Genomic DNA, 20130 nt, shown 5'->3' on the forward strand with positions numbered 1-20130 from the left:
TGGAACGTTTTCATTAGACCGCAACGCTTTAGAGGAAATATTTGGCGGGGCGCTGTCAGAGGGAAGTCACACCCTTTATTTGCGGGCGATAGATGAATATGGCAATGTGTCGGGGTTTGAGGGGATTCGCTTCACCCTTGTGCCGGCGACCAATGATTCAGGCAGTTTGGACAGTGAAGTACAATTTAGTGTGGAACTCGCCCAACTTTATGGGCTAGATCCTTATCCAGATGCGATTTCTCTGCCGGTTGGGGGGACTCGGCAATTGTCGGTGAAAGTAAACGAATTGCCCAATTCGCCTGACTTAAATACTGATGAGTCGGGGACGCGATATGAGGTGAGTGACCCCTCAGTTTTGAGTGTGAGTGAGGACGGTTTAGTTACTGCATTGAAGTCGGGGGACGCCACTGTAACGGTTAGCAACGGCTCAGCGGTGGAAGTGATTCCAATCCGTGCCGAAAATCCGCAACTCGGACCGGCAACTTTGGGAGCCGATGGGGGTGTGGTGCGAGCTTCTGATGGCTCAATGGTAATGGTGGCTCCTGGCGCTCTAGAGGAAAACACAACTGTCAGCTTGACTCCGCTGAGTCGGCAGGATTTATCGCTGCCTATTCCTGAGGGTTTGGGGTTTGCCGGTGCGTTCAATTTAGATGCTGGGGATGACCCGATGAAGGTGCCGGTTCAACTGGCAATTCCCGCACCGGCAGGTTTGCCGGAGGGAACTCAAGTCTTCTTCATGCGAGAAGGGGCACTGCCAGACGCTCAAGGCACTTGGAACCCAACTTGGCTGATAGAAGAAACGGGTGTGGTGTCTGGCGGAACTATCCGCACCTCTTCGCCACCGTGGAACGGTGTAAATACTTCGGGCAGATGGGTAATTAATTACTTTGTCCCTGGATATAACCCAACCGGTTTTAATCCATTCGCCCCCTCGTCGGCTGCTGCAGACGCCATCTCGATTGCTACTGACTTAAGCCTTCAAACCACCCATCTGGCAGCGCGACTTGGTTTTATCGGTATAATTGCAGCAACAACCACTCAATTTGTCGCGACAGCCTTACTCCTCGCGTACTTGGCTAAATATCTGCAATCCGACTCGCTGGAGGTGATCGCAATTCCTAAGGTCGGACTGCCGGTTTTTAACACAGCGGGTGTCGAGCTGAACCCAGAGGGGATTCCGTCCTTCAAGGCAGTTTTGAACGCACCGGCTCAGGAGGCAGATCCCCTGTCCCCACCGGCGCTTCAAGAAGCCGAGCTGAGATTTGAGAACAGCGAGCCGGTTGTGTTTCTCAGAGGGAGCAATTTCCTGAACGACTTCGGCGGTACCGGCAGCAATTTTACAGACTTGACTGCCAAATTTTACGTTGGGAATAGGGTTTATGAAGGTGAGGTGCTGCCTGAATCCGGGAAAGAGCTAGAAGACAACCGGTATGAAGTCGCGGTTAAGGTGCCCTATACTGTACCCCTCGGCGAATCCCGAATTGTTTTATCGCGCCAGCAGAAAGAGCAGCCCGGTCCGGGTCAGCAAGATTACGAAATTGTCGAACTGGACAGCGAAGAAGATATTCGGCTAGCGCCTAACTGTGTTGAGCTAGCGCTGGTGGCGCAGCAGTCTGAGGATGTAATTAGTGTTATAAATGGCAAGCAGTTGGGGACTGCCGGTAATAGCAGTGATTTGCTAACAGCTCGCATTCCGGTGGGGACTGCTGACCGGCAGGATGGTCCGGCGGAATTGGCGGCGGTTGCTAGTGCGACGAGAGCTTATGTGCCTCTGGAACAGTCTGGTCGCGTGGCGGTGGCAGATTTGATGGCGCTGCGCCAAGTGGATACTAATCCGGAAACGCCGGAGGTAGAGCCTATTGATTTGCCTGCCGGTGCGAAACCGCGAACAATTGCTATTGATCCATCAGAGGAGTTCGCCTATATTGCTGACGGTGCCAGCGGCAGTATTTACGTCCTGGATATTGACCCGTTCTCGGAAAATTATCATCAGGTAGTACATACGATTTCGGTCAGCCCTGCGCCTTCGGGGCTGCGCCAGATTGCTATTAGCAGCGACGGACGCCGGCTGTTCGCCACAGCGCTTAGCGGTTACATTTTTGTCATCAATATTGACCCGAATGACCGGCCCACAGATTTGAATCAGAATTCCCGCAAGTGGCGCGAACAGATAGGAGCCATCTCGATGTTATCGGGAACGGAGGGAATTGCCCCTACTTCCAATCCGCTGCAGATGGCTTTTACCAACCGGCTTAGAGACAATCAGGGCTTTGGGGTGCTGGAAATTACGAATGATGACCCCCTTAATTTTGCCGCGTTCGCTCGCTACGCATCGTTAAGTTTGGGGGATTTTGGGGATTACTTTGATGTCAACAGAGCGGTGGCGGTAACTGTAACGCGGGATGGGCGGTATGCGTTTGTCGCGGCGATTAATGACAGCCCTCAAACAAACGTGGAAAGCGTTGATGGGCCGAGGGCCGGCAGTAATATTGGGATTATTAAAGATCCGCTCGGCCCCGCACCGCAATTGGTGGCGGCCACCCGGCCCATTCCGAAGGGACTCACCACTGACTTGGTGCTTTCAAGTGATGAAAAATACCTGACGGTTTCTTATCCAGGGCTGCAATTGCAGTCTTCTTCTCCTGAGCAAAAGGGCGCTAGTTTTATTTATGATGTTGAGGAGATTATAAAGGCTGTTGAGAATCCGGGCAATTACTGGCTGGATAGCTACAGCAGGGGGGCAGGTAGCATTGCTTTTAATGCGAGCAGTAAGCGTGCGGCTGCGGCAAGGGATTTGCTTTTCGTGCCGGTGGATGACATCAATCCGGATATTAGTGTGGCTGCGGATTACGAGATTATCGGGGGGAACTGGGTGAATCAGTTCACTTTTGGTGTGCCGCAGGATAGCAATCGCGCTCCTATTGGGATGGTGAGTCCTAAGGGTTTGACTGTAGCGTCAGCGAGAGACTGGGTGGATTTGGTGAGTCCGGGTGCCGGTGGCAGTACAGATGACCTCACTCCTACGTTTGAGTGGAAGTTTAAAGATGACAGTATTCAGTGCGGTCTTCCCAATCTGTCTCCTCAAGATATTAGTGAGGTGAATTTGTATGTGAGCGTGTTTCCCAAAGGCCAGGGATTGTTGCCGAAGGACAGGTGGGAGGGATTGGGGAATGTGACACCGGAACGGGATTACAATCCCAACCGCGTCCTCACGGCTAAGTGGAAGAATGGTGCGTGGACTTGGAATGGGCAGTACCAGTGGGGACTTTGATGAGTTTACGCTTCCTGATGAGCGGATATTGACTGCCGGTCAGACTTACCACTGGGCTGTGGAAGCTATGACGGCTCAAGGAGACAGAAAAATTGTCACGGATAAGTTTAAAACTTTGCTTCCTCAACCGGCTGCTGGGAGCAATACGTTCAGTAGCGTGACTGTGTTGACTCGCGGGTTTGAACCTATCTCAGGATACAAGATTGACCAGCAATTCGAGGCAATGGCCAAGCATATTGTCTCAGACGGCGGTTCGATTGTCAGCTATAATTCCGAAACCGGCAAGTGGAATCCTATGCAAGGAAGTAAGAGCCCTAAACTCGGCAAACCCCTAGTGCTGATTCCGGGATGGGAGCACTCCCCTGCAGAAACCGCTTTAAATTCTGGGTTTGCTGAGGCGGCGGCGGATGCCTTTTTTGCCTCACTGGTGCAGCTGGATCAGTCCTTAGGAGGTAGTGTGGGAGAGGGGAGCGGCTCAGGGCTGAAGCTGTATAATAATGAAGGTGATTTGATTCGCACTATGGGCTCTCTATTTCAATCACCGCTACACTTTATTGGCTTCGGCCAGGGCGCTGTGATTAACAGTGAGATTGTTCAGCGCTTGGGTACGTTCTTTCCGAAAAAGGATTACTCTAATGCTTTTCCCGATTCCCAGATGACGACAGTTGACCCCCACGACTTCTTGCAGGAGTCTTTGTGGTCTCAAAGCGTTCGCGACCCGCAGGTGAAGGTTTGGGAAAATGTTACTTTTGCGGACAATTACTACCAGGATGTAATTCCGGCAACTGAACCGAAAACTTTCACATTTAATGGTCGGGAGATTGAGGGAGCGGATTTGAATGTATCTCTGGGGAACTGGGCTGGATTTACTGAAGTGGATGACAAAAAAGGTGGCAACCACAGGCAGGCTCTAGCTTGGTATGCGGGAACGGCGAACCTCAGCGGAAGTCAACTTCCGGCAAAGGATGGAGAGTATATCTACCGCCGGCTTGGGGATTTGGAGCCGGCTGACCGGACTCCCAACAGTGATAAGATTTGGTACACGCCCGATTACAGGGGATATCCCTTTATCCACGGCTCTCAAAATGCTCCTTGGGAGGGGATTGGCACGGGTTGGTTCCACTCAGTTTTAGGGGGCGGTAAGGACAAGCGCCGAGATCCGCTTCTTGGGATTCGCACTCCAGTAAGTGAGGACAATACCGCTGAAGCTAGAATGCGGGGCGACTTTGCGGTTCCGACTCTCTTTAATGGGAATTTTGACGCGATTAGCACTCTCCGCTCAAGTCAGAGCATTCCAGGCTGGTCTTTTTATAACGGTGGACAAGATGTGTCGCAAGCGTCTTTAGTTAACTGGACGAATATTCCCTCTCTGTCACAGCCTTTTCAAATTGGATGGGCACAACAACCAACAGCAGCCAATCCTAATGGAGTGCCTCTCCTTGGAACTTATTTGGGACAATTAGGTATTGCCCCAGACGATCCTAATTACAAAAACTATGCTTTGAGGCTCACTGTCGGCCAAGAAATTACACACAATCGTTTTGTTGTACCTGATTGGGGCGTATTGCGATTTGACCTCAACGTTCCTCAGCCCAATGGGGGCACACTAGAAGTCTGGATGAAAGCGGAAGAACCTGGGGCAAATTGGCAGCGTTTAAGCACTTTCACCAGTAATAGCACTGAGCAAAGGGCGGAGGAACTCTTCGGAGTAGATCTGCGACGAGGAGATGCTATTAATCAAATTGGAGTGGCAAGGTATCGAAATACTCGTATAGGAGTTGACACGATATTAGGCAGGCGGGGTTTTGAGACTTTTCACCTCAATGTGCCGCCAAATCTTCGAGGGAAGGTGGCAACCCTCAAATTTAGCTTGCAAGGAAGCACAAATGAAGTCTATTTAGATAATGTCTTTTTTCAGAGTTCCCATCTCAAGTTCGGCAATCCAGGCTTACTTATAGCAGAACCAATTACTGAAGGCGCTTCTGAAGTCAGGCAGTCAGCTAGAGTTGATGAAATCAATCAAGCCCACAATTACCTAATTGAAAGACCGCAGTACAGTTTGTCCTACAACAACGACAGAAAGATTCCTAATTGGGTGAGCTGGCAATTAAACCAAACACATCTCGGCCCCACTAGCAGATATGATAATCCTTTTAGGAGGGACTATACACTGCCCACTTCTTTTGGCAATCAACCTCTTGATGGGACTTATATTGGAAGGCGTTACGACAGAGGTCACATGGTTGCTTCGTCACATTGGACGAGTTCTGTCAAAGACAACATAGAAACTTTTATGCTGACCAACGTTTTGCCGCAGTTTGTAGATAACAATCGATACTTTAGTGGTATTCCCGATAGATCGTCTTTTGCCGCTGCGTGGTATAACCTGGAAGCAGAGTCTCGTGCTATGGTTACTAATCTTGGCTGGGAGCTTTATAACATTGCTGGCGGGATTGGAAACAACTGGAGCCCACAACGTGCGAGCAGAGCGACTGATTTCTATGCGAACGACTTTACAGATCCCAGCAATTTACAAACACTGGGTGTTCATATTCCTGAATGGACTTGGAAAATTATCTTAGGGTTGGAACCCGGTCAAGGCATAGAAGATGTAACAGTTGATACGCCAGTCATTGCTGTTATGACTCCCAACCGAGCAGAACCAGCGCAATTTTACCCTCCTCTAGGAACTCCGGATCAACAAGTACAACACCCACTTTATCCAGATCGCTTGATAGCTCGAAATGATTGGAGAAATTGGCGGAATTGGCAAGTTTCTATTGACCAAATTGAACAAGAAACAGGATTTGACTTTTTCTCCAATCTTCCTGATGAAATTGAAGAGAGTCTCGAACGGGATATTACTAACTTCCCTAATCTGGGATTGAGATCAGCGTAGGCTGACGCTCAACCAGCAACGCTCACCAATCGTGGTCGCAAAATTCAATCACAGTCCCGTCTTCCAGAGGAAGATTGCTGACTATAGTGCCTTCAAAATCGACGGTACTTATATTCTTGGCACCAGTAAAATTTGCTGTCCCCAATTGAGTTTGGGTTATTGCAGCACGCCTCAAGTCAGCACCACTCATATTCGTATCTATCAGCTCGACAGCTTGTAGGAAAGCTTCAGTTAAGTTAGCCCCACTCAAGTTAGTGCGAGTCAGGTTGCACTGAGCCAAGATAGCACGAGTCAGATTAGCATTACTCAAATCGGCATCCGTAAGATCGGCACCAGCCAAGTTGGAATTACTCAGGTCGGCTCCACTTAAGTTGATACCGCTCAAGTCCGCTCCCCTATAATTGTCATTCCAAGGGTCAGAGCCACTGATGTTAGCGTCCCTGAGATTGACCCCGGCAAAATTCCTCTCTCCTGCCGCGTACCGTCTTCGCAATTCCTCGCCGTCCATAATTCTCCTCTAGAATCCGTTTACATTCTCGATTACAATATTAACTTTTCCAATCAAACGAGCGCCGTAGGCTGAGGCTCAACCAGCAACCGTCACCAATCGTGGTCACAAAATTCAATCACAGTTCCGTCTTCCAGAGTAAGATTGTGGACTATAGTCCCTTCAAAATTGACGGTACTTATATTCTTGGCACCAGCAAGATTGGTTTTCCCCAATCGAGTCTGGCTTATTTCAGCACGAAACAGGTCAGCACCACTCATGTTGGTATCCATCAGCTCGACAGCTTGTAGGAAAGCTTCAGTTAAGTTAGCCCCACTTAAGTTAGTGCGAGTCAGGTTGCACTGAGCCAAGATAGCATGAGTTAGATTAGCATTACTCAAATCGGCATCCGTAAGATCGGCACCGGCAAAGTTGGAATTACTCAGGTCGGCTCCACTTAAATTGATACCGCTCAAGTCCGCTCCCCTATAATTGTCATTCCAAGGATCAGAGCCACTGATGTTAGCGCCCCTGAGATTGACCCCGGCAAAATTCCTCTCCCCCGCCGCGTACCGTCTTCGCAATTCCTCGCCGTCCATAATTCTTCTCTCGAATTCGCTTACACCTTCAATAATAGCGCAATCGCCTCTCTGAGCGCCTGGGTAACTAGCGCGGCTGTTCCCCGCGACGCGATTGCAACCCCAACCGGCTGAACAGTCAACCCCCAACTCCCCACCATGCCGGCAGGCATCTCATACCTTTCCGAGCAACTCCTACCGCCATATAGTCCTTTTTACTAACTCGTATAAATTCTCCCATCTGGAAGAATGGTTTCTGAAAAAATCACGCCTGCCGTTGCAAGCCGGTTGAGAGTTTCATCGCTTAAATTTGTCTCCCAAATGTCTGCCCCAATCAAATCCGCATGGCTCAGGTTAACATTTACCATTTCTACAGTCATTTCGCTTCCTTTGAGAGCGGCGTGACTGAAATCGGCACGATGTAGCCTAGTTTCTTGTAGAACAGCTCCCTTTAGATTGGCAAAAACAAAGTTTGTATCTTCTAAGAAACACGCATAGAAACAAGAGCCTTTTAATTGGGCAAGTTGCAGATTTACTTTTTGCAAACGTACCTCGAAATAAGCCCCATTCAATTTGGCTTGGTAGAAGTTAGTTTCTAGAAAATCTTCTCCCCCCAAGTGAGCCCCACATAAGTTAGCACCGGCAAAATTCGTTCTCTGGAAGCTTCCCCCAAGTACGGCCCCTTTCAAACTGGCTTTTTCAAGATTAGCATCGTTTAAACTGACCCCACCTAGTTGGGCTCCATCTAACGAGGCCATACGCAGGTCAGACCCATCCAATCTGGCTCCATCAAGATTGGCTCCTTTCAATTTAGCGTCTCTCAAGTAGACTCCCTCCAAATTTGCATTGCGCAAATTGACTCCCGTAAAATCGCGCTCGCCGGCTGCGTACCGGTCAATTAACTCTCCTACTGCCATTCTTTCCATGTTTTTCCTCCGAGAGAGAAGCTTTACTGTCTATTCTAGCACCCTATTTTGCAGGAGTCAACCTCAACCTTGGCCCGTGCCTGAGCTTCTTGGAAATGTCCCCTTATTTTATACCGTGGGAGAGTGACCAGTATATATTCTTCCATCTGGCAGAGTGGTGCCGGCGAAAATTACTCCTTCACTTTGCAGCCGCTGGATTGCTAACTCTTCCTTTACATTGGCTCCCAAAATTCCTGTGACTCCTAGCAACCGGGCGTAGCTTAGGTTAACATCTCTCATGTAAGCCTGTAAGTAGGCACCGCTCAGATTAGCATTAGTAAGATCGACCCGGTTCAGCACAACCCCATCTGATTGGCCCTTTCCAGAAACTAGGTTTCCCCAAGAAACCTGGTTTCTCGATCTTCCGTTTAGCAAACTCAACCCGATATAAGCCGTGTCAGCCGGCTCTTAAACTCCCATATCCAAATAAAAAAAACTGCACTTACAAGTGCAGCTCTCTCAAAAGTCCTAGGAAGAAAATCTCTAGTATATAATAGCTAGTAATCAAAGCACGCCCTGCCAAAGCTTGGCCAATCCCTCAATCCTGAGAGCGACTTGACGTGCAGCCCTAAGTTGGCCATCGCACTGATAGGATGAATCATTTGTAAAAAAAATTAATAATTCTTAATTTAACCGGCCCTCAATCCAAAATCTGCAGCCAGCCCCGGCGAACGGCGTGGAGCAGGCGGTCGATGGCGGCCCTATCCTCTTCGCTGAGCCCACTGTTTAAGAGTGCGGACCTCAGGTAGAGCCGGTCTCTGAAAGTGAGGCGGCCAGAATTCCAGGCTTGACCAAAAACTTCGGCGATGGTGGGCTGGGGGAAAAGAGCTTGAGCTGGCATGGCGGTAGATTGAACTCGATGTTTCTAATATCACCTATCTCCCTCGATATTTCTGTGATTTAACCCTTGGATGGCGTGTGATAATAACCTGATGAATAAGTGATCTATATTAGTGAGGGAATGTGACGATATAGTTCTCTGTAAGTGATGCGGGTCACAGAATCGATGCGCCCCAGCAGCGGCTTCTGGCTCAAGCCTTTTCCTGTACAGTCCAGCGGCTGGCTCAGTTTGCGCAAGCCCGCTCTGACGAGCTGTCTGGCTGTTGCGCCGGCTGGCCGGCCATCTTCTCAGCTTTCTCCTTAATGGATTTGAGGGCCATCCGCACGACCCAGGAAGAAAGGCGAGGGTTGCTCTCTATCTCGGCGATTAGTATCTCTAAATCGCTAAGAAGGCTTTTCATCTCCTTACTCGTATCCGTTTGCATGGCTGTTGGGCGGGAAACGCACTTTGACGAGTTAACAAGGGCGCATGAGAATCTCTACGGTGAGAGCGGCATCTTCTTGCAAGGGGTCTGAAGAGGGTGCCGGTGCGACCTTAACCATCTTCAGATCCGGCAGCTCGATCGCAGACCAACTCTCAGGTGCGAGAACCAGATTAAGTTGCGGATTGGGGAAGCTAAGTTCAGATTTCATTTTTCTGTTTCTCCAACTCTATATTTCAAATTTAGAAGCCAAGACCGGCTCGCCGGAACCGAGCTGTGTCAATATTTCAAGCGCCTGCCCGCACAAACCCAAGAGGCTCACTCCCGATTGCTATCCAAGGGCGTAACCCTTGCGGCACCGGCACCCCCGCATTCCCGGAGTTAGAAGCAGTGGCATTTGATTCGCATTCCGCCCCCTTAACTGTCACAGCTGTTTCCGGATTCTCCGACACACTCTAGAAATGCCTGCTGTACCGGTTTCTGGCTGGCGGGCGCAGAACCCGGAAACCAGAGCCAGAAAAACTGCCGCCCACACCGGAAGCCGGGTGTGTGAGGGTGGAATGCCTCAAGAGCCAGAAAAACCTGCCCTTCAAAGGAAATGAACGAGAGTGAGGGCTTCTGTGCTATTTAGATTTACTGAGATTTCTCCTAAACCACAGGACAGCAGGCCGCTAGATCAATGCCGGCCAAGAACTGTCATCTCCAAGAGAAATGTATAGAATTTAGACATAAAGGTGAGTATTGGATAAGCGGCAAAAGAGCAGGGTGTGTCGCGCGAAACTCTGTGCCGGTGGGATAGCACCGGAAAATTACCGTGTTCGCGCACCCCCAAAGGGCATCGCCGTTACGATTTGGCTCAGCTGCACGGAATCATGCCCCGCACCCCACCCACCCTTTCCTTTGCGAGTCACCCTAGCCTACGCCCGCGTCTCAAGTCCGGAAGGGCGCAGCCAGGTGGCCCGACAAGTCGCCATGCTGGAATCTTTCTGCTTCGCCAACGGCTGGACTTATGAAGTGATAGAAGACCTCGGTTCGGGGGTGAACTGCCGCAAGCGGGGGCTGCGCCAGTTGATCCGCCGCATCTGCCTGGGAGACGTCGGACGCCTGGTGGTGACGCAGCAAGACCGGCTGCTGCACTTCGGCGCGGATCTGGTTTTCGCTCTGTGCGAACAATTTGCAACGGAAGTGGTACTCGTCAACGCTGCCGCTGAAGAGTCTTCTGGCGAGGAAGATTTAGTCGAAGACGTGCTGGAAATTCTCAACATTTTCTCCGCCCGCCTCTACGGCAGCCGCCGGCGCAAAAACAAGCAGCTGGCAGACAGCCTTCGCGCCGCCGCAGAAGAAGTCGCTCGCGGCTAATAGCAATTTTAGATTTTAATGGCCCAGAAACCCGGTTTCTTAAAGAAACCGGGTTTCTCAGTACCTATATTTTGGATTTCGGATTGCAAATGCAGCGGCGCTCAAACAAATAAATCTAGCGGCAAATGGCCGTACATTTCATTGATTCCCCCGTCTCCTGAGGACTGGCAGGAAACCAGCACTCCGCGATAGGTTCCCGCATAGGAATCCATATAGCACAAGCCGGTTTTGGGGTTAAACTTTATATAAACCGCACCTTCGACATTCGCAATGTCGAGCGGCTGCTCCAAGCCCAAACCGGCGGCATAAGTTTTGAGCGCCAACAGCCCCCCCTCGGCTGTATCAGCGCAAATCCCCAGTATCTGGTAATCCGAAAGACCGGCTAGCAAAAGCAGCGCTTCCCGGAGCGCCGCTCTTTCCTCTGGCGAGCCGGCGGATTTCATCTCCGTACAGCTGTACTGCCTGAGAATTTTTTGCGCTTCTTCAACGGTGAGATGGGTCGGGTTTTGAGTGGACATGGATTCTGACTTGCTTGAACTGACAGTAGTGAGGTGCGCTCGCCGGCACCCCACTATTTTCAAGCTTTTGGGGTTCTTTCGCGCTGAACTCAACTCGGGTGAAGGAGTGGAAACAACTATACCGCACAGAGAGGCGCTTGTCAAGAAACTCGATTTCTCAGAGAAACCAAATGTCTGGGCTGCTTCTGGACTGGTTTCTGGGGTGACTGCGAGCTGGCGGAGAATGTTGCCCCCAGAAACCCGGTTTCTGAGTGCCATCGCACCCCCTGCCGGGCATAATTGGCCCGCCCTAGCTCCGTCCCACTACAGCCGGCACCCCCCAAAAACCGACAACCTGAGCGCAAAACCCCTTAAACTTTTTTTTGACGCTCGCTTCTACACCCGGTTGTGCCAATGACTGTATATCTGTGCTGCTGTTTGCTGTCGGTGGATTGCTGCCAGGGGGATTTATGATCGGGATCAGACTGTCACAGGCTATCAAACTCCCAGTCATTCTCCAGCGCAGGCAAAGTGTCCAGACTCGCTATAAATTGCTCGGCTCTGTCAAGCGCTACGTTGAAAGCCGGCTCGAGCAGTCCTTGCATAACGCGGTGTCGCCCCACCGGCACACCTCCCAACAGCCCGGCACACCCGCCCCCCGCCTTTGGGATGCCGAGGTGAAAATCGGCACTCAGCCCAGTGCGCGGCTGTCCCCCGAAAAAGATATAATAGAAGTTTTCGACCTGCCCGCCGTTGCCGGCAAGGTGCTGATTTTGGGCGCATCTGGCTCCGGCAAAACTACAACCCTGCTGGAACTCGCCCGAAAACTGGTGGCTCGCGCCTTCGCGGACCCGCGCTCTCCGGTGCCGGTGCTGTTCAACCTCAGCTCCTGGGACAGCAGGCTCCCCCTTGGCGACTGGCTCGTCAGCCAGCTGAAGTCCAACTGCGGTTTCGCCCCCGACACGGCCAAAAAATGGCTGGAAAGCGGCGAAGTTGTCCCCCTGCTCGACGGACTCGACGAACTGCGCTCAGAATGGCAAAAACCCTGCGTGCTGGCGATCAATCAGTTCCTGGAACAGGTGCAGCCGAAACATCTGGTCGTTGCCACCGGCATGTCGGAATACGCTAGCACCCAAACCCTGATGCAGCTTCCCGCAGCGATTTACTTGCTGCCCCTGACAGAACCCCAGATCCAAAACTATCTCTCCCGCTCGGGACTGCAATTCCTGTGGCCCAGCTTGCAGCAAGACCCAAATTTGCTAAACTCGGCGAAAACGCCGCTGTTTCTCAACATTATCGCACTGGCGGCGGAAGAAATCTCCCTTCCCGAATGGCAGCAGCGCCTCTCTCCGGAATCGCGCCGCCGGTATTTGCTCGATGCCTTTATTCAAAAGCAGATGAAACAGCTTCCCGCCAAAGAGAGCCGGCGCTGGCTCAGCTGGCTGGCCAAACGGCTGAAACGAGACTCCACCGATGAGTTTTTCATTGAAAACATGCAGCCGGTTTGGCTGTCAAATCCAACTGGGCGCTGGCTTTACCGCCTGGGAGTGGGGCTGGCTCTCGGCTTGACCGGCGGGCTGAGTTGCGGGCTGACTTTCGGGCTGAATTTTGGGCTGGCTAGCGGGTTTCTCTGGGCGCTGTTTGGGGGGCTGAATTTCCAAATCGTGCCGGTTAAACCGCTGAATTGGTCGCGACAAAAAGCTGTCAGTGGGGCGATTGTCGGCCTGAGTTTGGGGCTGCTGGCTGCGCTAGCCGGCAGCGTGTTTTTGGCAATTGCCGGTCAACTTGTAGGCGGCTTCTTCGGGCTGCTGAGAGCCACCCTCGGCGGGCTGCTGGGCGGGCTGATTTTTGCGATTTTTCAAGCCGTCAGTGACTCGGAAATCCAACCCAAAACCGCTCCCAATCAGGGAATGTGGCAGTCCGCCGGCACGGCGGGAATTTTTACCCTCACCGGCGGACTGATTTTTGGGCTGATTGGCTGGCTGATTAGCGGGCGTGCCGGGCTGAGTGGCACCAGTTTAGGGTTGCTGGCGGGGCTGGTGATGGGCGGCATCCCTTGCCTGCAGCATTTGACCCTGCGCCTGATTCTCTGGCGGAACCGGGATCTTCCCTGGAACTTTGCCGGTTTCCTCAACTGTGCCGCAGAGCAACTGCTGCTGCAAAAAATTGGCGGGCGCTACCGGTTCGCCCACGAGGTGCTGCGCGACCATTTTGCCGCGCCGCCACTCGCTGAGTTGGCGCTGCGGAAATCTTCTGAATTGGCGGGCGCGATTGCCGGCCATTCCGAAAGCGTTCAGGCGGTTGCTGTCAGCCCTCAAGGCAATTTAGCTGTTACCGGTTCTGACGACAGGACGGTGAAAATCTGGCAGGTGGTGGCCAACCTTGACGGGACGCGGGGCTTGCAACCGGCACGCACGCTGTCTGGCCATTTAGGCTGCGTTCGCACCATTGCTGTCAGTCCGGACGGCCAGCTTGTGGCCAGTGGCAGCAATGACAAAACGGTCAACATCTGGTATCTGGGCGCAGGGAAGTCTGAGCTGCCCCAAGGGACACTCCTGCACACTCTCGCCGGCCACTCTAACTGGGTGCGTGCGGTGGCCTTCAGTCCCGACGGTCAATTTTTGGCCAGTTGCGGGGACGACTCGGCGATCTGTATCTGGTACGCCCGCACCGGCCAGCTGCTGGACAGTTTTTCTGGCCATGCCGACTACGTTCGCTGTCTGGCTTTCAGTCCCGATGGCAAAATTCTGGCCACCGGCAGTGATGACAAGACGATTAAAATCTGGCACCTGAGCGGCGACGGGCGAGCTCACAGAGAGCCGGCGCTCACCCTGGAGGGGCATTCTGGCTACGTTCGCACCCTGGCTATCAGTCCTAAGGGTGAGCTGCTCATTAGTGGGAGTGATGACCAAACAATAACGGTTTGGCAGCTGGGTGCCGGCGATCCGCGTCACCCCGCCGGCTCGTCTGTGCGGATTCTTGGAGGTCACTCGTCTTCCGTGCATTCAGTGGCTGTCAGCCCGGACGGCCAAATTCTGGCCAGCTGCAGTCGCGACAGGACGATTAAGATTTGGCGTCTTTCCACCGGGGAACTGCTGAAGACGTTTTCTGAGCGGGCTTATGTTTTTTCTGTGGCTTTCACGCCGGATGGGCAGATGCTGGCTGCCGGCAGTCAGGACAGGACGGTTAAGTTGCTGCCGGTGAGCGCTTGAGCTGGCTGCCGGCAGCAGCCCAGTAGGGTGCGTTCCAGGGGGAACGCACCCTAGCGCTCGGGGTGCCGGTGAGATAACATTTTGATAACCCCGCCCCCTGCCCAAAGCGAAGGTCTTGTATAGGGTTTCGGTCTTGAGTTATGAAAATTAGGTTGTAAAGAAACCGCCAAGACGCCCCTGAGCGCCAAGGGAAGAACAGAGATATAGCGGTTCTCAGTTGGATGAACGTGTTTGCCCAGAAACCCGGAAGAGGGCGGTCTCCGTGCGGCCACCGCCTACGAAACAGGGTTTCTCACCACCTCACCAATATGAGAGAGGCTATAGTATTCACAAATCATATAAATGCTAGATTAAAATCCGGGTTTAAAATGCCGGTTTATTATGGCAGTATAGACCGATTTCGGTAACTTTTGCATGCTTCAACTCGTTTTCAGATATGTCTTGCCCATTGGCAACTGTTATGAAGTTCTAAGGCACTCGCCGGTGCCCTAACCGCCTGAGTTCGCTGAGAGCGAGGGGCCGACCGGCCAGTTGGGATCGATCATCCTCAGGACTTAGGCAGCGACACTCAATTGTGTGGTGGGTTACGCTGATACTGGTGGGCAAGCTCGCACCGGCTGCTAATTGAATAAACATCCCATGACTATTTTCCCCCACGACCGTCCGCCGGATATCTACCGAGGATTTCAGCGAGTCTTAGTCGCTCAGAACCGAATTGAGAACGCCCTGGAAGTTGCAGAGCAGGGGCGCTCTCGCGCTTTGGCGAATCTATTTGTTAGCGATTTAGCCGCTAACCCGAAGTGGCAGCCCTCTGCTGTCTCGCCGAGTGTCGAGCAAATCAAACAAATTGCCAAAGACACCGATTCCACTTTGGTAGAATACTCGGTTTTGTATGATGCGAACCAGATGTATCAGCTGTCGAGATTTAGGCTGAGTTTCGATCTGCCCTACGCTTGCGCTGAAGTGCTGTTTATCTGGGTTGTGCAGCCAACGGGCGAGATTGCTTTTCGGCAAGTGAATCTCAAACGACTCTGGCAGCGAGACAATATTTTTCTGGTCAGTTTGGTTCGCAGTCTGCGCGAATCTATCAGCACCGGCAGCCGCGATGAGGGCGGCGACGAAACCAACCGGCTGCTCCAGCAACTTTACCAGGTGCTTGTCGAACCGATTGCTGACCTCATGCCGGCGTCTGAAAATCGCCGCGTTACCTTTATCCCGCAAGACTTCTTGTTCCTCGTGCCTTTCTGCGCTTTGCAAGATGCCGCCGGCACTTGTTTGCTGGAAAAACACACCATCCTCACTGCCCCCTCGATTGAGGCGCTGGATTTGGCCTTGCTAAACCGGCGCACAGCAGAGATTTTGAGCGCGGACACCGGCAGCCATCAGGTACTCGTCGCCGGCAATCCTGTGATGCCCAGCATTTTCCTGCACGTTGACGAACCCCCCGCGCCCCTGCACCCCCTCCCTGAAGCCGCACGGGAAGCGAAGGAGGTGGCCCGCTTGCGGGGAACCAAAGCCCTGCTCGGCTATAAAGCCACGAAACAGGCGGTTTTGCAGGGGCTGCCGGCAGCCCGGACTGTTCATCTGGCCACTCACTGCTTGCTGGATGAGATAGAGGGCTTGGTCGGTGCCGTCGCGCTCGCCCCAACTTGCAATGACGATGGCTTTCTCAGGGTGCCAGACATTATGGCTGTGCGCTGCGGCGCTGAACTCGCTGTCCTCAGCGGGTGTGATACCAGTCGCGGCAGGATATGGGGGGATGGTGTGCCGGTGCTGTCTCAAGGCTGGCTTTCTGCCGGTGTCTCCAGTATCGTCATGTCGCTGTGGTGCTCGCCGAATGCGCCTACGGCGTCTTTGATGGCTGAGTTTTACCAGCACCTGCAGCGCAACTCGGATAAAGCCCAAGCGCTGCGCTTCGCGGCGCTGGCGACAAGGCAGCAGCACCCCCACCCCAGAGACTGGGCGGCTTTTATACTGATTGGCGCAGCTGGCTGAGGTGAGCTAGATGTTCCATCTTCCCGGCGATGTTGAACCCCACCCCCCAACCCCCTCCCCGCAAGCGGGGAGGGGGAGAAAGAGATGGGGGTTTTGGTGACATCATCTTGTCTTACTGCAACGCCAACCGGCTTTTTGGCATTTTGGCAATACTGACCGGCATCCCCGACTGTAGTATTAGCTTAATACCGGCACACCCGCCGGCCTGACCTCACCGGCACACCCGCCGGCTCTTGACAGCGCCTGTTACCTTTGCTATAATAGAAGGAATTTGGCATACGTTTAAAGGCGAGCACGTCACAAATGCCCACCAGCAGCAACTTTTTTTGGTATTGGTTTAGAGAGGTCCACCGCGAGTGAATCCAATTTTCTATTGGATCTCTAGGTGGACCGCAGACTCAACCCTGCGGTCTTTTGTTTTTCTCTGGACAGCACAACTGAAGGACACCAGCGTGACAGCCCCCATTCAGAATTGGTTTTACGGTTTTTACTTTTGGCTCAGGCAGAGTTCTGGGTAGGGACCGTCATGTCGCTCGTCGCCTCAGCCCGGAACTCTCTCAGGTTCCGGGCTTTTTTTGTTACCGCACACTTTTACTTTTGTAAGGATAAGGAGTAAACTCATGTTCAGCGCTAAACTGGCAACCAAATCCCACACTGACCACCAAACTGTGATTAAACTGTCGGAACATGTTACTGTTGGGGGGGAAGACCTCCTGATTATTGGCGGACCGTGTTCTGTTGAGAGTTTGGAACAGATGGAGCAAGTCGCACGCCACCTCGCCGAAGCGCCGGTTCAAGTATTGCGCGGCGGCGTCTACAAACCCCGCACCTCCCCCTACGCCTTCCAAGGTTTGGGAGTTGCGGGGTTAAAAATTTTGGATGCTGTGCGCCAGCGTTATGGGATGCCGGTGGTGACAGAGGTGATGTCTATTGGTCAAATTGAGGAGATTGTCGCCCATGCGGACATGCTGCAAATTGGCAGCCGGAATATGCAAAATTTCGACTTGCTGAAAGCGGTGGGACACGCTGGGGTGCCGGTGATTCTCAAGCGGGGGCTGGCTGCTACTATTGAGGAGTTTGTTATGGCGGCGGAATATATCCTCAGTCACGGGAATCCGGATGTGATTCTTTGTGAGCGGGGGATTCGCAGTTTCGACAATTATACGCGGAATGTGCTGGATTTGGGGGCAGTGGTGGCGCTCAAACAGCTGACTCATTTGCCGGTGATTGCAGATCCCAGCCACGCCGCCGGCAAGCGGGAACTGGTGGCGGCTTTGGCGAGGGCTGCTGTTGCCGGTGGGGCGGATGGCGTGATGGTTGAGTGTCACCCGGAACCGGAAAAATCGGTTTCTGATGCCCGTCAGGCGCTTTCTTTGCCGGATATGGTGGATTTGGCTGACAGTTTGAAGCCGGTGGCTGCTGCTGTGGGGCGTCGCGTGCCGGCTGCTTTGAGCCGGTTGCTTCACGCGGCTTGAGGGATTGTTTTTAGGTAACTGATTCTCGTTCCGGGGCAGTCTCCGTGGGTGCCCATTAGTGTCAACTTAAGCTGTGTCCCGTAGTCTCTGGGCGGTTGAAACCGCAGCTATACAGACAAAACCCGCAAGGCAAGGGTTTTAAGATTCTAGTTCTTCTCTTAAGTCCGCGTTGGGCGAAGCCCTTCCCGCAGGGTAGGCGGACTTCGTTTGTATAGCCGCGATTTCAATCGCCGGGAGCTTAAGTTGACACCGATGGCACGGGAACCCGCCCCTACCGCCTGGGAATGCTTTTCAGGAGGCTCTGCCTCCTCAACCCCCCACAGGTGCCAACTCATATTATGTCGGCTTGCATAGGTTGGCATACCCTTGTAGGGGCGAGTTCAGCCAAGATATTTCTGGCACAGAGCAGAATATAAATAAACCCGCCCCTACCCCCTCCGCACAACAGCGGTGCTGCCCGACATGATAAGCTGTTAGGCTTTTAATAGTTCTTAATGTGGGGTGGGGTGGGTTACGCTATCGCTAACCCACCCTACAGATTACTTGTCTGTCTGAAGGAGGCTCTGCCTCCAGGAGCTCGTTCCCAAGCAGAGCCTGGGAACGAGGGGACCTCACCCTACATATAGAGGCGCAAGCTTAAGTTATTAATGGGGTTTGGGGTGGGTTACGCTATCGCTAACCCACCCTACAGATTACTCATTTGATTCGCCGGCGCTCTCTCTCCAGGTGGGGGCGGGTTTACAAATATATTTCGTTGTGTGGCAAATCCCTTTGGCTTGCCCCGCCCCTACAAGTCACCGGCAGATATCCTCAATCAACCCGCCCTCACCGCCGACATTTCCTTCGCCACCGCCACAAAAGGATAAACCCTTCACGTTTGAGTGCCGGCACCCCACAACTGCCGGCCTTATATGCCGGCACCTTTTCCATTATTCTTAGTTTAACACAAATCCTGCCAATTGCAAAGGGGGAAAGGCAAAAATTTTTTCCTGTCCCAATCCCCTTCAGTCAACCGGCACCCGTCGAGCTTTCCTGAAGGATGCCGGCGATGAACTCCTGCATCCGCTCGTAGTGAGTTCCCTTCCAGAAAATCTGCTCGCATGACGGGCACCGGCTAAACTCGTCATAGACATCCCTGCTCTTAATCGGGAGCCGGTCAACAATCGCTTCCTTGGGCACTGCTTCCAATAAAACGTTGCAGCGCACGCACCGGCAGAACGGCGCAATTGAACTAAATAAATCAAAGCGCCGCAGCACCTCAATCAACTGCCGGCGGGGGTTCGTGTCTCGCACATAGTATCCGTGAGTCACGATGCTGCGCTTCAGCAATCCCGTATCTCTCGTCAGCAAAATCCGCCCCTCGCTGCTGGATATCTCCGCCAATTCTTCATCCGGATAGTCGTTCCGGTAGAGACTGTCAAAACCCAACATGCGCAGGAGATTGGCGAGCTTTCCCAAATGAACATCGAGGACAAAGCGAGTTTTGCGCAGCGGTTGGGGGCGCAACCTCAGTGCCGGTGAGATGTCAAGTGATTCAAATACCGGATAGACGCTGCAATCGTCCCCATCCGCCACAATGTAGGAAAAATCCACCGGCTCGCCATTCACCAAAATCAGCTCGACTTCCGTGTGGGGTACGCCCAAGGATTCAATGGTATCCTTGATAGAGGCGCGCCCCTCGAACTCATGGACAAAAGTCACCTGTTGCCGGTGAGCGGGGAGAAAGAAGTTGAGTTCAGCATAGAAGCGAAAATAGGCTCGATTCATGATATAGCACTATGCACTCAGGTTAGGAGTTTGGGTTTAACATGATGTAGGGGCGGGTTCACCCACAACCTGTGCCACACAGCTACAACACCGATAAACCCGCCCCTAACCTCTGATATACCAGCAGTCATATTGGGCCATCAGTGTTTTAACCCATATGACTGCTGCTATAATTTTTATTTTAAATTTTGGATTTGGGATAGAGAGCAGTAGCCTCTTAGGTTAAGACGTAGGACAGGCGTCTCGCCTGTCCCTTTCCCTAGTAGCAAGAGGTAGTAGCGTTCCCTAAGAGGGAACGCTGCGAGTTACTGATGAAATCGAAATCAATGCCTGGGGATTGACAGATGTCTATCCTGCGGGTAT

At 52.6% G+C, this 20130-nt stretch carries 15 protein-coding genes and 1 pseudogene; 7 read left to right on the forward strand and 9 right to left on the reverse strand.

Features of this window, described 5'->3' with window-relative positions:
- On the forward strand, window positions 1-3271 hold a 3271-nt coding region (locus tag OSC10802_RS0116705; RefSeq protein WP_155967940.1), incomplete at its 5' end, for an Ig-like domain-containing protein.
- Window positions 3228-6170 (forward strand): DNA/RNA non-specific endonuclease, encoded by a 2943-nt coding sequence (locus OSC10802_RS0116710; protein ID WP_082218306.1) that lies wholly within the window; start codon window positions 3228-3230, stop codon window positions 6168-6170. The genes OSC10802_RS0116705 and OSC10802_RS0116710, both read left to right, overlap by 44 nt.
- 22 nt (window positions 6171-6192) lie before the next feature.
- Here the strand turns inward: OSC10802_RS0116710 and OSC10802_RS0116715 are convergent, their stop codons facing one another.
- From OSC10802_RS0116715 to OSC10802_RS50110, 7 genes are all read right to left on the reverse strand, one after another.
- A complete protein-coding gene (locus OSC10802_RS0116715; RefSeq protein ID WP_017717920.1) occupies window positions 6193-6678 on the reverse strand; it encodes a pentapeptide repeat-containing protein in 486 nt (161 codons plus the stop codon).
- A 92-nt stretch (window positions 6679-6770) separates the two neighbouring features.
- Window positions 6771-7256, reverse strand: coding sequence for a pentapeptide repeat-containing protein (locus OSC10802_RS0116720; RefSeq protein ID WP_017717921.1), 486 nt, complete (start codon window positions 7254-7256; stop codon window positions 6771-6773).
- Between the two features lie 197 nt (window positions 7257-7453).
- A complete protein-coding gene (locus OSC10802_RS44475) occupies window positions 7454-8152 on the reverse strand; it encodes a pentapeptide repeat-containing protein (RefSeq protein WP_052334315.1) in 699 nt (232 codons plus the stop codon).
- Window positions 8153-8269: 117 nt separating this feature from the next.
- Window positions 8270-8581, reverse strand: coding sequence for a pentapeptide repeat-containing protein (locus OSC10802_RS0116735; RefSeq protein WP_369797080.1), 312 nt, complete (start codon window positions 8579-8581; stop codon window positions 8270-8272).
- A 259-nt stretch (window positions 8582-8840) separates the two neighbouring features.
- Window positions 8841-9041: a hypothetical protein gene (locus tag OSC10802_RS0116740; RefSeq protein WP_017717924.1), complete on the reverse strand. Its 201-nt coding sequence runs from the start codon at window positions 9039-9041 to the stop codon at window positions 8841-8843.
- 223 nt (window positions 9042-9264) lie between these two features.
- The gene (locus OSC10802_RS0116745) at window positions 9265-9441 is read right to left on the reverse strand and encodes a hypothetical protein (RefSeq protein ID WP_232731699.1); all 177 of its coding nucleotides are present in this window, start codon (window positions 9439-9441) and stop codon (window positions 9265-9267) included.
- Window positions 9442-9496: 55 nt separating this feature from the next.
- Window positions 9497-9673 (reverse strand): hypothetical protein, encoded by a 177-nt coding sequence (locus OSC10802_RS50110; RefSeq protein ID WP_017717926.1) that lies wholly within the window; start codon window positions 9671-9673, stop codon window positions 9497-9499.
- A gap of 556 nt (window positions 9674-10229) precedes the next feature.
- Between OSC10802_RS50110 and OSC10802_RS44480 the strand changes: the two are divergent.
- A pseudogene (locus tag OSC10802_RS44480) lies at window positions 10230-10821 on the forward strand (IS607 family transposase).
- Between the two features lie 101 nt (window positions 10822-10922).
- Here the strand turns inward: OSC10802_RS44480 and OSC10802_RS56525 are convergent.
- Complete coding sequence (locus tag OSC10802_RS56525; protein ID WP_369797081.1) at window positions 10923-11597, reverse strand: DUF1824 family protein; 675 nt, start codon at window positions 11595-11597, stop codon at window positions 10923-10925.
- A gap of 191 nt (window positions 11598-11788) precedes the next feature.
- Between OSC10802_RS56525 and OSC10802_RS44485 the strand changes: the two genes are divergently transcribed.
- The 4 genes from OSC10802_RS44485 to aroF all read left to right on the forward strand — a co-directional run bounded on the left by OSC10802_RS44485 (window position 11789) and on the right by aroF (window position 18000).
- Window positions 11789-14530 (forward strand): NACHT and WD40 repeat domain-containing protein, encoded by a 2742-nt coding sequence (locus OSC10802_RS44485; RefSeq protein WP_155967946.1) that lies wholly within the window; start codon window positions 11789-11791, stop codon window positions 14528-14530.
- 639 nt (window positions 14531-15169) lie between these two features.
- Window positions 15170-16525 carry a CHAT domain-containing protein gene (locus tag OSC10802_RS40545; protein WP_017717930.1) on the forward strand — a complete coding sequence of 452 codons (1356 nt, stop codon included), beginning with the start codon at window positions 15170-15172 and terminating at the stop codon, window positions 16523-16525.
- Window positions 16526-16554: 29 nt separating this feature from the next.
- Window positions 16555-16734, forward strand: a complete 180-nt coding sequence (locus OSC10802_RS50115) for a hypothetical protein (protein ID WP_155967949.1) — start codon at window positions 16555-16557, stop codon at window positions 16732-16734.
- Window positions 16735-17130: 396 nt separating this feature from the next.
- Complete coding sequence (aroF, locus tag OSC10802_RS0116790; RefSeq protein WP_255349194.1) at window positions 17131-18000, forward strand: 3-deoxy-7-phosphoheptulonate synthase; 870 nt, start codon at window positions 17131-17133, stop codon at window positions 17998-18000.
- A gap of 1008 nt (window positions 18001-19008) precedes the next feature.
- Here aroF and OSC10802_RS0116795 read toward each other — a convergent pair.
- On the reverse strand, window positions 19009-19767 hold the full coding sequence (locus OSC10802_RS0116795) for a Mut7-C RNAse domain-containing protein (protein WP_017717934.1): 759 nt from the start codon (window positions 19765-19767) through the stop codon (window positions 19009-19011).
- Window positions 19768-20130: the final 363 nt, after the last annotated feature.

The sequence above is a fragment of the Kamptonema formosum PCC 10802 genome, assembly GCF_000332335.1.
GTDB lineage: Bacteria > Cyanobacteriota > Cyanobacteriia > Cyanobacteriales > Oscillatoriaceae > Oscillatoria.

Excerpts from the sequence above, each read along its gene's own strand:
- OSC10802_RS0116795 (WP_017717934.1), bottom strand. The coding sequence starts at position 19,767 with ATGAATCGAGCCTATTTTCGCTTCTATGCTGAACTCAACTTCTTTCTC.
- OSC10802_RS50115 (WP_155967949.1), top strand. The coding sequence starts at position 16,555 with ATGTTGAACCCCACCCCCCAACCCCCTCCCCGCAAGCGGGGAGGGGGA.
- OSC10802_RS40545 (WP_017717930.1), top strand. The coding sequence starts at position 15,170 with ATGACTATTTTCCCCCACGACCGTCCGCCGGATATCTACCGAGGATTT.
- OSC10802_RS0116720 (WP_017717921.1), bottom strand. The coding sequence starts at position 7,256 with ATGGACGGCGAGGAATTGCGAAGACGGTACGCGGCGGGGGAGAGGAAT.
- OSC10802_RS0116715 (WP_017717920.1), bottom strand. The coding sequence starts at position 6,678 with ATGGACGGCGAGGAATTGCGAAGACGGTACGCGGCAGGAGAGAGGAAT.
- OSC10802_RS50110 (WP_017717926.1), bottom strand. The coding sequence starts at position 9,673 with ATGAAATCTGAACTTAGCTTCCCCAATCCGCAACTTAATCTGGTTCTC.
- OSC10802_RS0116745 (WP_232731699.1), bottom strand. The coding sequence starts at position 9,441 with ATGAAAAGCCTTCTTAGCGATTTAGAGATACTAATCGCCGAGATAGAG.
- OSC10802_RS0116740 (WP_017717924.1), bottom strand. The coding sequence starts at position 9,041 with ATGCCAGCTCAAGCTCTTTTCCCCCAGCCCACCATCGCCGAAGTTTTT.
- OSC10802_RS44475 (WP_052334315.1), bottom strand. The coding sequence starts at position 8,152 with ATGGCAGTAGGAGAGTTAATTGACCGGTACGCAGCCGGCGAGCGCGAT.
- OSC10802_RS56525 (WP_369797081.1), bottom strand. The coding sequence starts at position 11,597 with ATGGCACTCAGAAACCGGGTTTCTGGGGGCAACATTCTCCGCCAGCTC.
- OSC10802_RS44485 (WP_155967946.1), top strand. The coding sequence starts at position 11,789 with ATGATCGGGATCAGACTGTCACAGGCTATCAAACTCCCAGTCATTCTC.
- OSC10802_RS0116710 (WP_082218306.1), top strand. The coding sequence starts at position 3,228 with ATGGTGCGTGGACTTGGAATGGGCAGTACCAGTGGGGACTTTGATGAG.